The sequence below is a fragment of the Microbacterium hydrocarbonoxydans genome (genome assembly GCF_900105205.1).
Classification (GTDB): Bacteria; Actinomycetota; Actinomycetes; order Actinomycetales; family Microbacteriaceae; genus Microbacterium; species Microbacterium hydrocarbonoxydans.
Window position 1 is genome coordinate 1,590,896 of record NZ_FNSQ01000005.1, and the last position, 13,801, is coordinate 1,604,696.

The window sequence follows — 13,801 nt, forward strand, 5'->3', positions numbered from 1 at the left end:
GGAGTGACCATGGCTGACGGGGACAAGGGCGAGTTCCTCATCGTCACGGGCATGTCGGGCGCAGGTCGCACGACGGTCGCGAACGCACTCGAGGACCTCGGCTGGTACGTGGTCGACAACCTTCCGCCGCAGATCCTCCGCCCGCTGCTCGACCTCACCGACATGGGCGGCAAGGCCCTGCCGAAGGTCGCAGCCGTCGTCGACGTGCGCGGTCGCAATCTCTTCGACGACTTCCCCGGGGTGGCACGTGCGCTGCGCTCCCGGGGCTCCGTCCGGGTCCTGTTCCTGGATGCGTCCGACGACGTCCTGGTCCGCCGGTTCGAATCGGTGCGGCGCCCGCACCCGCTGCAGGGCGACGGCACGCTCCTCGACGGCATCCGCATCGAGCGCCAGCGCCTCGCACCGATCCGCGAGGCCGCGGATCTCGTCATCGACACCTCGGCGCTGAACATCCATCAGCTCGCCACCCAGGTCTCCGAGCTGTTCTCCGAGGAGGGCGCTGCGCGCCACCGCGTGACGCTGATGAGCTTCGGCTTCAAGTACGGACTCCCCACGGACGTCGACCTCGTGGCGGACATGCGCTTCCTCCCCAACCCGTTCTGGAACGAGGAGCTGCGCGGACTCACCGGCAAGGACGAATCGGTGCGCGACTACGTGCTCTCCCGCGAGGGCGCGGCCGAGTTCCTCGATGCCTACACCGCCGCTCTCACCCCGGTGCTCGAGGGATATCAGCGCGAGAACAAGAGCCACTCGACGGTCGCCGTCGGGTGCACGGGCGGCAAGCACCGGTCGGTCGCGATGGTCGAAGAGCTTGCTCGACGGCTCGCGACGGTGCCGGGAGTCGCCGTGAACGTGCGCCATCGGGACCTCGGCAGGGAATAGCAGAAGCCTCCGTCAGAGTAGGCTGGAGGTTTGCGCCGCGATCCGGCGCGTGAGCGTAGAGGAGTGTCGTGGCACTAACGACCGACGTCAAGGCTGAGCTGGTCAGCATCCGCAATGCACCCCCGACGGTGCGTGTCGCGGAGGTCACATCGATCCTCCGGTTCGCCGGAGGGCTGCACTCGATCGCCGGACGGGTCGCCGTCGAGGCCGAGGTGGATGCCGAGATCCTCGCGCAGCGCGTGGCGCGCGACCTCGCCGAGATCTACGGGGTGCGTCCCGAGATCGCCCAGGTGCAGTCGAGCACGGCGAACGACGGCGCACGCTGGGCCGTGCGTGTCATCGCATCGGGGGAGACCCTCGCTCGTCAGACCGGGCTGCTCGACCAGCGTCGTCGTCCGGTCCGGGGCCTCCCGAACCGCCTCACGACCGGCTCTCGTGCCGAAGTCGCCGGACTCTGGCGCGGTGCCTTCCTCGCCGCCGGAACACTGAGCGAGCCCGGCCGCTCGGCCATGCTCGAAGTCGCGTGCCCGTCGTCCGAGGCGGCGATGGCCCTCGTCGGCGCCGCTCACCGTCTCGGAGTGGCCGCCAAGGCGCGCGAGGTGCGCGGTATGCCGCGCGTCGTCGTGCGCGAGGGCGAGGCCATCCGCACCATCCTCAGCGAGATGGGCGCCCAGAAGACCGCCGTCGCCTGGGAGGAGATGCGTCAGCGCCGTGAGGTCCGCGCCGGCGTGAACCGGCTCGTGAACTTCGACGATGCGAATCTCCGTCGCTCGGCGCAGGCCGCCGTCGCTGCCTGCGCACGCGTCGAGCGCGCACTCGAGATCCTCGCCGACGATGTCCCCGACCACCTGAAGGTCGCCGGTGAGCTGCGTCTCGCGCACCGCGACGCGAGCCTCGATGAGCTCGGACACCATGCAGACCCGCCTATGACCAAGGACGCCGTCGCCGGTCGTATCCGCCGCCTTCTGGCGATGGCCGACAAGCGGGCGCAGCAGGAGGGCATCCCGGGCACCGAGGCCGCCGTGCCCGCCGGACTCGACGTCTGACGACCTGCGCACTTCGACGCGAGGCGACGCCCCTGAGGGTGTCGCCTCGCTTCGTCATACGGAGGAAGGATCCAGCCAGCCCGGGCGTTGTCGTCACTAGGATGAGTAACGTCCGCTCTACGTCGCACATCGGCGGCGCAGAGGATCGGCAAGCGCCGCGGCGCGGCGCGGATTGGATGAAAGCGACATGGCGACCTACACGCTCCCCGACCTTCCCTACGACTTCGCAGCCCTCGAGCCGCACATCAGCGGCAAGATCATGGAGCTGCACCATGACAAGCACCACGCGACCTACGTCGCCGGCGCGAACACCGCCCTCGAGCAGCTCGCCGAGGCTCGCGACAGCGGCAACCTCGCCAACGTGAACAAGCTCGAGAAGGACCTCGCGTTCAACCTCGGCGGACACGTCAACCACTCGATCTTCTGGACGAACCTCTCGCCGACCGGCGGCGGACAGCCCGAGGGTGAGCTCAAGGCCGCGATCGACGAGTTCTTCGGCTCCTTCGAGAAGTTCCAGGCGCACTTCACCGCCAACGCCCTCGGCATCCAGGGCTCCGGCTGGTCGGTGCTCAGCTGGGACTCGATCGGGCAGCGCCTGATCATCCAGCAGCTGTTCGACCAGCAGTCCAACACGGCAGCCGGCACCGTGCCGCTGTTCCAGCTCGACATGTGGGAGCACGCCTTCTACCTCGACTACCTCAACGTCAAGGCCGACTACGTCAAGGCCGCCTGGAACATCGCCAATTGGGAGAACGTCGCCCAGCGCTTCGAGGCAGCCCGCGAGAAGACGAACGGCCTGCTGGTACTGTCGTAATCGGGTCGCGTCCCGACGGGCTCAGTCTCGTCGGGACGCCATCTCAGCCAAAAACCCCCGCGCATCGCGTATGCACTTTTGCTGCGCACAGCGCACGAGAAACAGGGAGACCTGAGTGTCTGTCAAGATCGGTATCAACGGCTTCGGCCGCATCGGACGCAACTACTTCCGCGCGGCTCTCGCGCAGGGAGCGGACATCGAGATCGTCGCGGTCAACGACCTCACCGACAACAAGACCCTTGCCCACCTTCTGAAGTACGACTCCGTGGGCGGCGTGCTCGATGCTGACATCAGCTTCGACGACGAGAGCATCACGGTCAACGGCAAGGCGATCAAGGCTTTCGCCGAGCGCGACCCCGCAAACCTGCCGTGGGGCGAGCTGGGCGTCGACATCGTCATCGAGTCGACCGGCTTCTTCACCAAGGCCGACCTCGCCAAGAAGCACATCGAGGCCGGCGCCAAGAAGGTCCTCATCTCGGCACCGGGCACCGGAGTCGACGGCACGTTCGTCATGGGCGTGAACGAGGACACCTACAACCCGGAGACGCACCACATCATCTCCAACGCCTCGTGCACGACCAACTGCCTCGCGCCGCTGGCCCAGGTCTTCAACGACGCGTTCGGCATCGACCGCGGGTTCATGATGACCGCGCACGCCTACACCGCAGACCAGAACCTGCAGGACGGCCCGCACAGCGACCTTCGTCGCGCACGCGCTGCGGCCATCAACATCACGCCGGCCTCGACCGGTGCCGCCAAGGCGATCGGCGAGGTCCTGCCGGAGCTCCAGGGCAAGCTGAGCGGCTCGTCGTACCGCGTGCCGGTTCCCACCGGCTCGATCGTCGACCTCACCCTCATCACCGACCGTGAGAACCTCACGGTCGACGAGGTCAACGAGGCGTACAAGAAGGCTGCTGCCGATGGGCGCCTCGCAGGCTTCCTGCAGTACAACGAGGACCCGATCGTCTCCAGCGACATCGTGCACAACCCGCACTCGTCGATCTTCGACTCGACGCTGACCAACGTCAGTGGCAACCTGGTCAAGGTCTCCAGCTGGTACGACAACGAGTGGGGCTACTCCAACCGTCTCGTCGACCTGACCGAGTACGTGGCCGAGCGTCTCTGAGACACCGCCATGACTCTGCGCACCCTGGATTCTCTGGGTCCGCTCGAGGGCAAGCGCGTCATCGTCCGTTGTGATCTCAATGTCCCCCTCCGGGACGGGATCATCACGGACGATGGCCGCGTTCGCGCCTCGCTGCCGACTCTCAACGCACTGATCAACGCGGGCGCCCGCGTCGTGGTGTGCTCGCACCTCGGTCGCCCCGACGGTGCGCCCGACCCGCAGTACAGCCTCGGTCCGGTCGCCCAGCGACTCTCGGAGCTGCTCGGCAAGCCGGTCGCGTTCGCACGCGACACCGTCGGCGAGTCGGCGCAGGAGGCCGTGGCCTCACTCGAGGACGGCGGCATCGTCGTCATCGAGAATCTGCGGTTCAACCCGGGGGAGACCTCGAAGGACGACGCCGAGCGCGGCGCCTTCGCGGCTCAGCTCGCAGAGCTCGGGGACGTCATGGTCTCCGATGGGTTCGGCGTGGTGCACCGCAAGCAGGCGAGCGTCTATGACCTCGCCGAGCTGCTGCCCTCCGCCGCCGGACTGCTGATCGCCGCAGAGCTCGACGTGCTCGACCGTCTCACCGAGAGCCCCGAGCGACCGTACGCGGTCGTGCTCGGCGGGTCCAAGGTGAGCGACAAGCTCGGCGTGATCTCGCACCTGCTGCCGCGCGTGGATCGCATCCTCGTCGGCGGAGGGATGCTGTTCACCTTCCTGAAGGCGCAGGGCCACGCCGTGGCATCCAGCCTCCTCGAAGAGGACCAGCTCGAGACCGTCCGCGGCTACATCGCCGAGGCCGAGAAGCGCGGCGTCGAGCTCGTGCTCCCGACCGACGTCATCGTCGCCTCCTCCTTCTCGGCCGACGCCGAGCATGAGGTGACCGCCGCCGACGCGATCGAGGACACCGCGTTCGGCGCGGCCGGCATCGGCCTCGACATCGGCCCGGACACGGCGGCGCGTTTCGCGGAGGTCATCCGCGGCTCGAAGACGGTGTTCTGGAACGGTCCGATGGGCGTGTTCGAGTTCCCGGCCTTCGCGGGCGGGACCAAAGCCGTCGCCCAGGCTCTCACCGAGGTCGACGGACTCAGCGTCGTCGGTGGTGGAGATTCCGCGGCGGCCGTGCGTCAGCTCGGCTTCGCCGACGACCAGTTCGGTCACATCTCGACCGGCGGCGGCGCCAGCCTCGAGTTCCTCGAGGGCAAGAAACTACCCGGCCTGGAGGTGCTCGGATGGGCGTGAAGACCCGTACCCCGCTGATCGCGGGAAACTGGAAGATGAATCTCGACCACCTGCAGGCGGTCGCGTTCGTGCAGAAGCTGCACTGGACGCTCAAGGATGCCAAGCATGAGGACGGATCGGTCGAGGTCGCGGTGTTCCCGCCCTTCACCGACATCCGCAGCGTGCAGACGCTGATCGACGCCGACAAGATCCCGTTCGCCCTCGGCGCGCAGGACCTCTCGGCGCACGATTCCGGCGCATACACCGGTGAGGTGTCCGGCGCGTTCCTCGCCAAGCTCGACGCGAAGTACGTCATCATCGGGCACTCGGAGCGCCGTGAGTACCACTCGGAGTCCGACGAGGTCGTGGCGGCGAAGACGAAGGCCGCGCTCAAGCATGGTCTCTCGCCGGTAATCTGCGTGGGCGAGACCGCAGAGGACCTCGAGAAGTTCGGCGCCAGCGCCGTTCCCGTCGGTCAGCTCGAGGTCGCGCTCCAGGGCCTGCCGAAGGATGCCGACATCGTCGTGGCCTACGAGCCCGTCTGGGCGATCGGCTCCGGCCAGGCGGCGACGCCGCAGCAGGCCCAGGACGTCTGCGCGACACTGCGCACCGTGGTCGCCAAGGTGCTGGGGGACGACGCTGCCGCGCGGACCCGGATCCTGTACGGCGGGTCGGTGAAGGCGGCCAACATCGCCAGCTTCATGCGCGAGCCCGATGTCGACGGCGCACTGGTCGGAGGCGCGAGCCTCGTGGTCGATGAGTTCGCCGCGATCATCCGCTTCGAGAAGCACGTCGGCGTGTGAGTGTGGCGGGGCTCCGGCCCCGCCGCACCGTATACTTGACCGTTACCGGGGCAGTCCTGCCCCAGCGAAAGGCTCTTCCTCGTGGAAATTCTCGAGTTCGTCCTGCAGGTGGTGCTGGGCATAACCAGCGTCCTGCTGACCCTCCTCATCCTCCTCCACAAGGGTCGCGGCGGCGGCCTGTCCGACATGTTCGGCGGAGGCATGTCGTCGGCTGTCGGCTCGTCGGGCCTCGCTGAGCGCAACCTCAACCGCTTCACGGTCATCCTCGCTCTGGCGTGGTTCGTGGCGATCGTCGCGCTCGGTCTCATCACGAAGTTCGAGGTGATCTGATGGCTACTGGCGGTAATGCGATCCGAGGGACCCGTGTCGGTTCCGGCCCCATGGGCGAGCAGGACCACGGCTACCACGCCGACCGCATCGCGGTGTCGTACTGGGACGGGCTCGGCAACGAGACTGTCCGCTACTTCGCGGCGGGTCTGCCCGAAGACGAGATTCCCGAGACGATCGACCACCCTCAGTCGGGGCTCCCGGCCGGACGCGACAAGGCGAACCCGCCTGCGCTCGCGAAGCCCGAGCCCTACAAGACGCACCTCGCCTATGTGAAGGAGCGTCGCACCGACGAGGAGGCCGTGCAGCTGCTCGAGGACGCGCTGACGCAGCTTCGCGAGCGCCGGGGCCAGTGACCTCCGTCTGATCTGACACAAGAAGCCGTCGCGATTCGATCGCGACGGCTTCTTCGCTGTCTGAGCGGATCGGCTCGGCGGCTCGGCGGCGCGGCTCAGCGGCACCCGGCGGCGGCGTCGATGTAGGACTGCGGGGATAGCCGTACGCCCACACGCCGTTGGCGTCGTCGGTGAAGCCCTTGCTGATCGCCCAGGCGGTGGCCCACTTCTCGATGCTGTCCTGGGTGGACGAGTCGTACATCTCCTCGCACTTGACGCTGATCGCGTGTCCCACTTCATGCGCGACGAGGGCTTTGCTCCGATCGCCCGGCCACTGCTCGGCGACGGAGTTCGAGAGCTCGATGAGTGCGCGGTCGGGCTCGTCCCACCACCATGTCGTGAGGCCACCCATACTGCCGTTGTAGCCGGCGCCGTTGACGATGGTGTTCCAGTCGAATTCGAGCAGGACACCCGGTGCGAGCGAACGGGCGAACGCCTCGATCTCCAACCGGGTACCCTGCAGCGGCCCCGCCTTCTCGGCCAGCTCGGTCTTCTCGCCGGCGACGACCTGCCCTGCAGCATCCTGCAGCGCGATGAAGCTGCTCACTGCGGTGTCATCGAGCACGGATGTTCCGGCAGCCGTCGTGGCAGCGTCTCGCAGTGCGATCACGTCATCGTTCTTCGCGGAGAGGTGTACGGCCTCGAAAGCAGAGGCGGCGGTGGCCGCGGACTCCACGAGGGCCAGTCCGTCCGCAGTGACGTCGTCGGTCGCGGACGCGATGCCCGGTGACTCCTCCGACAGCTCGGAGTCGAGCGTGCGGAGGCCCTCGACCTCCACATCCAGCTCTTCGGCGGCCCCGAAAAGCTCCCAGAACACGATCGGCTTCGCCTCGGCCTCCGGCATCGGCTCGGTGAGGAGCTCTTCTGCGGACGCCGCGGTGTCATCGGCCGCAGCGACGGACGCCCGGAGCGTCTCGTTCGCGCCAGGGTCGGCCAGCACGCCGGAATCGCTCTCGACGAGCAGGGTCGCGGTATCGGATGTCGTGCGGAGCTCATCCGTCAGGGCCTCGACGTCGGCGAGGGTGAGCCGAGTGTCGGCGAGGGTGTCGTCGAATCGGCTCAGCGCGTCGTCGTAGCCGAGGTTCGCCATCAGCTGCAGCGCGCCGGCGGTCGCGAGGATCGCAGCGAGCGTGAGCGAGGCGGACACCCACCAGATGAGCGCCCTCCGGGACCTCCGGGGCGTGGCAGGCGAGTGCAAAAGGGGTGGCAGCTCGTGCCCTCCGGGCGACGGACGCTCACTCATCGGGCACACGACAGGGTGCGGGCGAGACGGGCGGGCATTCGGTGGCACCTCCGTGAGCGGAACGCGGACACCTCGACTCTGCCAGAAACCCCGCAGATCAGGGAATGACGAAGGCCCCCGCATCGCTGCGGGGGCCTTCGGAGTGAGGGGCTGACGAGAATCGAACTCGCATCATCTGTTTGGAAGACAGAGGCTTTACCACTAAGCTACAGCCCCGTTGTCGACCTGGACCCTGCGGTCCGTGCCGACTCATCGACTATACCGGACGGACGGAGGTGCTCGCGTCCGTTAGACTCGATGGGGCTGAATCTGCATGCGGATTCCCCGGGGCGTAGCTCAGTTTGGTAGAGCGCCCGCTTTGGGAGCGGGAGGTCGCAGGTTCAACTCCTGTCGCCCCGACACGGCTTCAACGGCCTGACAGCCGCGATTCAGCGCGGAAATCACAAGGAGAGCACACCAGAATGGCGAACAGCACCGTCGAGAAGCTGACCCCGACCCGGGTCAAGCTCAGCATCACGGTCACCCCTGACGACCTCAAGCCCAGCATCGCGCACGCCTACGAGCACATCGCTCAGGATGTCCAGATCCCCGGCTTCCGCAAGGGCAAGGTCCCGGCTCCGATCATCGACCAGCGCATCGGTCGCGGCGCGGTCATCGAGCACGCGGTCAACGAGGGCCTCGACAAGTTCTTCCGCGACGCGACCGTCGAGCACAAGCTCCGCGTCGTCGGGCGTCCGGCCGCCGACATCACGCAGTGGCCGAACGAGAAGGACTTCTCGGGCGACCTGCTCGTCGACATCGAGGTGGACGTCCGTCCCGACATCGAGATCCCGTCGTTCGACGGCATCACCCTGACCGTCGACGCGGTCGAGGCTGATGACGCGGCGCTCGACGCCGAGCTCGAGACGCTGCGCGCCCGCTTCGGCACGCTCGTCCCGGTCGACCGTCCCGCCGCCAAGGGCGACTTCGTCGAGCTCGACCTCGTCGCGACCATCGACGGTGCCGAGATCGACCGTGCGGAGGGCGTCTCCTACGAGGTCGGCTCCGGCGAGCTGCTCGAGGGCATCGATGACGCGATCGAGTCGCTCACCGCCGGTGAGGACACGACCTTCCGCTCCGCCCTCGTCGGCGGCGACCACGCCGGATCCGAGGCCGAGGTCTCCGTCACCGTCAAGGCCGTCAAGGAGCGCGAGCTTCCCGAAGCCGACGACGACTTCGCCCAGATCGCCAGCGAGTTCGACACGATCGCCGAGCTCCGCGAGAGCCTGGCCGAGCGCGTCTCGCAGCAGGGTGTCTTCACGCAGGGCTCCGCGGCACGCGACAAGCTCGTCGAGACGCTGCTCGAGCAGATCGACATCCCGGTCCCGCCGAAGCTCATCGAGGACGAGGTGCACAATCACCTCGAGGGCGAGAACCGCCTCGAGGACGATGTCCACCGCGCCGAGGTGACCGAGGCCAGCGAGAAGCAGTTCCGCACGCAGGTGCTGCTCGACACGATCGCCGAGCAGGCCGACGTGCAGGTCTCGCAGGAAGAGCTCTCGCAGTACCTCATCCAGTCCGCATCGCAGTACGGCATGGCTCCTCAGGAGTTCGTCGAGGCGCTGCAGTCGTCGAACCAGCTTCCGGCGCTCGTCGGCGAGGTCGCGCGTAACAAGGCGCTCGCGATCGCGCTCGGCAAGGTCAAGGTCGTCGACACCAACGGCAAGCCGGTCGACCTGTCCGACTTCGTCGTCACCGACGACGAGGCGGAGGACGCGGGCGAGTCCGAGGCTCCGGCCGAGGAGAAGCCGGCCAAGAAGGCTCCCGCCAAGAAGCCGGCCGCCAAGAAGGCTCCGGCCAAGAAGGCCGACGACGCCGAGGCCGATGAGAAGCCGGCAGAGAAGAAGCCTGCGGCCAAGAAGCCCGCAGCCAAGAAGGCTCCGGCCAAGAAGGCTGCCGACAAGGCCGAGTGATCGGACACGATTGCGATGGGAGGGGCGGATGCTGCGGCATCCGCCCCTTTCTCGTGAAGAGGAGGAATCGATGAGCGAGCAGACGAAGAGCTGGGACGAGCGCATCGACGAGGTCTGGGCGGATGCGTCAGGCGAGGAGGTCGGCGATGACACGATCGCGCGGATCGATGCCCTCGCCGCCGAACGGGGCCGCGACGATGCCCGCGCGGAGTTCGAGCGCGCAGGCGCCAGGGACTCGGCAGGGCGACCCGCGGAGGCGGTCGAGCTCTATCGCAGAGCGCTCGCTCTCGGACTCGACGACGAGCATCGACCGCAGTGCGTGATCCAGATGGCCAGCTCGCTGCGCAACCTGGGGGAGTACGACGAGGCATTGGCCGTGATCCGTGCCGAGGAGGAGATCGCGGCGGACGGGCCGTATCGTGATGCGGTGGCCACCGTCCACGCGCTGATCCTGGCCAGTTCCGGACGCCCCGCACAGGGCTTGTCCGTCGCGCTCCTCGCGCTCGTCCCGCACCTGCCGAGGTACCACCGATCGATGACCGCATACGCGCACGAGATCGCGGATCTCGACGCCTGATATGCCGACGGCGAACACGGCCTGAGCGCTGCGTTGTCGCCGGTAGATTCGAATCACTGAAACACGGAATCAGGAGCTGACATGGCTGCAGAACCCCTCCTCGCTACGAGCGTCTTCGACAGGCTGTTGAAGGACCGCATCATCTGGCTGGGATCGGAGGTGCGCGACGAGAACGCCAATGAGATCTGCGCGAAGATCCTCCTTCTCGCCGCTGAGGACTCCGACAAGGACATCTACCTCTACATCAACTCGCCCGGCGGATCGATCACCGCCGGCATGGCGATCTACGACACGATGCAGTTCGTCCCGAACGACATCGTCACCGTCGGCATCGGCATGGCGGCATCGATGGGTCAGCTGCTGCTGACCGCCGGCACGAAGGGCAAGCGGTACATCACCCCGAACGCCCGCGTGCTGCTGCACCAGCCGCACGGTGGCTTCGGTGGGACGTCGAGCGACATCCAGACCCAGGCGCAGCTCATCACCTCGATGAAGAACCGCCTCGCGGAGATCACCGCGGCGCAGACCGGCAAGTCGGTCGAGCAGATCAACGCCGACGGTGACCGCGACCGCTGGTTCACCGCCGACGAGGCGCTCGAGTACGGCTTCGTCGACCACATCCGCGATTCGGCCACCGACGTCGTCGGCGGCGGCGGTACCGAGCAGGACACCAAGTAACGGAAAGCGAAAGGACTCTCATGTACACACCTACCTTCCGCTCTGCCGGCGACCTGCCCTCCAGCCGCTACGTGCTCCCGCAGTTCGAGGAGCGCACGGCTTACGGCTTCAAGCGTCAGGACCCGTACAACAAGCTGTTCGAAGACCGCGTGATCTTCCTCGGCGTGCAGGTCGACGACGCCTCGGCCGACGACGTGATGGCTCAGCTCCTCGTCCTGGAGAGCCAGGACTCCGAGCGCGACATCACGATGTACATCAACTCGCCCGGTGGATCCTTCACCGCCATGACGGCCATCTACGACACGATGCAGTACGTCGCGCCGCAGATCCAGACGGTGGTGCTCGGTCAGGCGGCGTCGGCGGCATCCGTCCTGCTCGCGGCCGGACACCCCGGCAAGCGCCTCGCACTGCCCAACGCCCGCGTGCTGATGCACCAGCCGGCGATGGGAGAGGCGGGCCACGGCCAGGCATCCGACATCGAGATCCAGGCGGCGGAGATCCTCCGCATGCGCACCTGGCTCGAAGAGGCGATGGCTCGCCACACCGGCAAGCCCGTCGAGCAGGTCAACCGCGACATCGACCGTGACAAGATCCTCTCCGCCGCAGAGGCGCTGGATTACGGCATCGTCGACCAGGTGCTCACCTCGCGCAAGCGCGTCTGATCACCGGTCTCTGAAAGGACGTCGACCTTCGGGTCGGCGTCCTTTCGTCGTCTCCGGCGGATGTGCGACCGCTGTGGCTCGCGCCGCTCATATGAGCAGAGTGATGCGCGAACGGTGCGGCGGACGTAAGCTGGTCGAGGAAGGAGGAGGCCGTGGAAGAAGAACTGATCATGGTCCGCGTCGCGGAGCTGTACTACGACGAGGACAAGACGCAGGACGAGATCGGCGCTCTCCTCAAGCTGTCGCGCTGGAAGGTCGGCCGACTGCTGACCCAGGCGCGCGAACGCGGCATCGTCCGCATCGAGATCGTCCACCCTCGCGCCCGCCGGCTGGGCCTCGAGAGACAGCTCGTCGAGCGGCACGGACTGACCGCCGCCGTCGTGGTCCCATCTCCCGACGGTGACGACGGCACTCTCGAGCGCGTCGCGCAGGCGGCAGCCGACTACCTCACCGCGATGCGTCCGGTGCCCCGCACGCTCGGTGTGAGCTGGGGGCGCACGCTGCGCGCGGTCGCCGAGGCGCTGCCGGACGGATGGGCGACCGGCGTCACGGTCGTCCAGCTCAACGGGGGAGTCAGCCTCAACCGGCGTTCGGGGGGAGCCGCCGGACTGGCCGTGACCATCGCGCAGCGCGCATCCGGACACGTCTCGCTGCTTCCCAGCCCGGCGATCCTCGAACGCGTCGAGACCAAGCAGGCGATCGAGGCCGACCGCACCGTCGCGGCCGTCCTCGTCGAGGCGGCGGAGGCGCAGGCGTTCCTCTTCACGGCAGGACCGTGCGATGCGAGCTCGGCTCATGTCGAGAACGGCTACCTCACGGCATCCGATGTCGAGGAGCTCGCCCGACGCGGTGCTGTCGGCGACGTCCTCGGACGCTACATAGACGCGGACGGCAACATCGTCGACCCGCAGCTGGATGCGAGGACGGTGGGCGTGGAGCTCGGCCGCCTGCGCGCCGCCCAGCGCTCGATCTTCGTCACCGCCGGTGACGCCAAGCATGACATCGCGCGCACAGTCGTCACCAGCGGCCTGTGCAGCGTTCTGGTGACAGATGAGACCACAGCACGAGCATTGTTGGAGGAACGATGACGACCCAAGAACTCAGCCGCAGGACGGCGGTGGACGTTCTCGGCGGTGAGCCGGATGACGCCACGCTCCGCCGGTTCCTGCACGGACTCCCGGGCGTAGACGCCGTCGGGCTCGAGCAGCGCGCGGCCGCACTCGGCACGCGCTCGATCAAGACCACGTCGAAGGCCTGGGCCCTCGACACCATCATCAAGCTGATCGACCTCACCACGCTCGAAGGCTCGGACACCCCCGGCAAGGTGCGCTCGCTGGTCGCGAAGGCGAAGAACCCGGATGCCGCGGATCCGTCCACCCCTCGGGTCGCCGCCGTCTGCGTCTACGGCGACATGGTCGGTGACGCGGTCGAGGCGCTCGGCACCCTGCACGGCGACCCGGATGACGGACTCATCTCGGTCGCGGCGGTCGCCACGGCGTTCCCCAGCGGGCGCTCTTCGCTGGCCATCAAACTCGCCGACACGGCGGAGGCCGTCGCGGCAGGCGCCGACGAGATCGACATGGTCATCGACCGCGGAGCGTTCCTCTCCGGTCGCTACGGGCTCGTGTACGACCAGATCGCCCAGGTGAAAGAGGCATGCCGTCGTGCCGACGGTTCGTACGCGTCGCTCAAGGTGATCCTCGAGACCGGTGAGCTCAACACCTACGACAACATCAAGCGCGCATCGTGGCTCGGCATCCTCGCCGGAGGCGACTTCATCAAGACGTCGACCGGCAAGGTGCAGCCGGCAGCGACATTGCCGACGACCCTCCTCATGCTCGAGACCGTGCGCGACTGGCACCGGGGTACAGGCGAGCGCATCGGCGTCAAGCCCGCCGGCGGCATCCGCGCCTCCAAGGACGCGGTCAAGTACCTCGTCACCGTCGCCGAGACCGTGGGGGAGGAGTGGCTCCAGCCGCACCTGTTCCGTTTCGGCGCCTCGAGCCTGCTGAACGACGTGCTCCTGCAGCGACAGAAGCTCACCACCGGCCACTACTCCGGCCCCGACTACGTCACGATCGACTAGGAGCCCG

At 67.6% G+C, this 13,801-nt stretch carries 15 protein-coding genes and 2 tRNA genes; 16 read left to right on the forward strand and 1 reads right to left on the reverse strand.

Annotation, left to right across the window (positions count from 1 at the left end; genetic code table 11):
* Positions 1 to 9: 9 nt before the first annotated feature.
* The 9 genes from rapZ (at position 10) to BLW44_RS17760 (ending at position 7,326) form a co-directional block, all read left to right on the forward strand.
* Positions 10 to 882, forward strand: coding sequence for an RNase adapter RapZ (gene rapZ, locus BLW44_RS07990; protein WP_060926469.1), 873 nt, complete (start codon positions 10 to 12; stop codon positions 880 to 882).
* Positions 883 to 950: 68 nt separating this feature from the next.
* Entirely contained in the window at positions 951 to 1,928 is a 978-nt protein-coding gene (gene whiA, locus BLW44_RS07995) for a DNA-binding protein WhiA (protein ID WP_060926468.1), read from the forward strand.
* 187 nt (positions 1,929 to 2,115) lie between these two features.
* The gene (locus BLW44_RS08000; RefSeq protein WP_060926467.1) at positions 2,116 to 2,742 is read left to right on the forward strand and encodes a superoxide dismutase; all 627 of its coding nucleotides are present in this window, start codon (positions 2,116 to 2,118) and stop codon (positions 2,740 to 2,742) included.
* Positions 2,743 to 2,857: 115 nt separating this feature from the next.
* Positions 2,858 to 3,868 (forward strand): type I glyceraldehyde-3-phosphate dehydrogenase, encoded by a 1,011-nt coding sequence (gene gap / locus BLW44_RS08005; RefSeq protein ID WP_060926466.1) that lies wholly within the window; start codon positions 2,858 to 2,860, stop codon positions 3,866 to 3,868.
* 9 nt (positions 3,869 to 3,877) lie between these two features.
* Positions 3,878 to 5,092 (forward strand): phosphoglycerate kinase, encoded by a 1,215-nt coding sequence (locus BLW44_RS08010; RefSeq protein ID WP_060926465.1) that lies wholly within the window; start codon positions 3,878 to 3,880, stop codon positions 5,090 to 5,092.
* On the forward strand, positions 5,083 to 5,874 hold the full coding sequence (tpiA, locus tag BLW44_RS08015; RefSeq protein ID WP_060926464.1) for a triose-phosphate isomerase: 792 nt from the start codon (positions 5,083 to 5,085) through the stop codon (positions 5,872 to 5,874). The genes BLW44_RS08010 and tpiA overlap by 10 nt, the downstream gene beginning before the upstream one ends.
* 81 nt (positions 5,875 to 5,955) lie before the next feature.
* Entirely contained in the window at positions 5,956 to 6,204 is a 249-nt protein-coding gene (secG, locus tag BLW44_RS08020) for a preprotein translocase subunit SecG (RefSeq protein ID WP_060926463.1), read from the forward strand.
* Positions 6,204 to 6,557, forward strand: a complete 354-nt coding sequence (locus BLW44_RS08025; RefSeq protein ID WP_060926462.1) for an RNA polymerase-binding protein RbpA — start codon at positions 6,204 to 6,206, stop codon at positions 6,555 to 6,557. Before secG ends, BLW44_RS08025 begins: the two co-directional genes overlap by 1 nt.
* A 265-nt stretch (positions 6,558 to 6,822) precedes the next feature.
* Entirely contained in the window at positions 6,823 to 7,326 is a 504-nt protein-coding gene (locus BLW44_RS17760) for a hypothetical protein (RefSeq protein ID WP_139305254.1), read from the forward strand.
* 658 nt (positions 7,327 to 7,984) lie between these two features.
* Here the strand turns inward: BLW44_RS17760 and BLW44_RS08040 are convergent.
* Positions 7,985 to 8,055: transfer RNA gene (locus BLW44_RS08040), tRNA-Gly, on the reverse strand.
* A gap of 109 nt (positions 8,056 to 8,164) precedes the next feature.
* On the opposite strand from BLW44_RS08040, the gene BLW44_RS08045 reads away from it, so the two are divergent.
* The 7 genes from BLW44_RS08045 (at position 8,165) to deoC (ending at position 13,794) form a co-directional block, all read left to right on the forward strand.
* Positions 8,165 to 8,238 (forward strand) — tRNA-Pro (locus tag BLW44_RS08045).
* A gap of 62 nt (positions 8,239 to 8,300) precedes the next feature.
* Positions 8,301 to 9,791: a trigger factor gene (tig, locus tag BLW44_RS08050; RefSeq protein WP_060926460.1), complete on the forward strand. Its 1,491-nt coding sequence runs from the start codon at positions 8,301 to 8,303 to the stop codon at positions 9,789 to 9,791.
* Between the two features lie 70 nt (positions 9,792 to 9,861).
* Positions 9,862 to 10,368 carry a tetratricopeptide repeat protein gene (locus tag BLW44_RS08055; protein WP_060926459.1) on the forward strand — a complete coding sequence of 169 codons (507 nt, stop codon included), beginning with the start codon at positions 9,862 to 9,864 and terminating at the stop codon, positions 10,366 to 10,368.
* Between the two features lie 81 nt (positions 10,369 to 10,449).
* Positions 10,450 to 11,046: an ATP-dependent Clp protease proteolytic subunit gene (locus tag BLW44_RS08060; protein ID WP_060926458.1), complete on the forward strand. Its 597-nt coding sequence runs from the start codon at positions 10,450 to 10,452 to the stop codon at positions 11,044 to 11,046.
* 20 nt (positions 11,047 to 11,066) lie between these two features.
* A complete protein-coding gene (locus BLW44_RS08065) occupies positions 11,067 to 11,708 on the forward strand; it encodes an ATP-dependent Clp protease proteolytic subunit (RefSeq protein ID WP_060926457.1) in 642 nt (213 codons plus the stop codon).
* Between the two features lie 152 nt (positions 11,709 to 11,860).
* Positions 11,861 to 12,796 carry a sugar-binding transcriptional regulator gene (locus BLW44_RS08070; protein ID WP_060926456.1) on the forward strand — a complete coding sequence of 312 codons (936 nt, stop codon included), beginning with the start codon at positions 11,861 to 11,863 and terminating at the stop codon, positions 12,794 to 12,796.
* Positions 12,793 to 13,794, forward strand: a complete 1,002-nt coding sequence (gene deoC / locus BLW44_RS08075) for a deoxyribose-phosphate aldolase (protein ID WP_060926455.1) — start codon at positions 12,793 to 12,795, stop codon at positions 13,792 to 13,794. The genes BLW44_RS08070 and deoC overlap by 4 nt, the downstream gene beginning before the upstream one ends.
* Positions 13,795 to 13,801 lie beyond the last annotated feature (7 nt).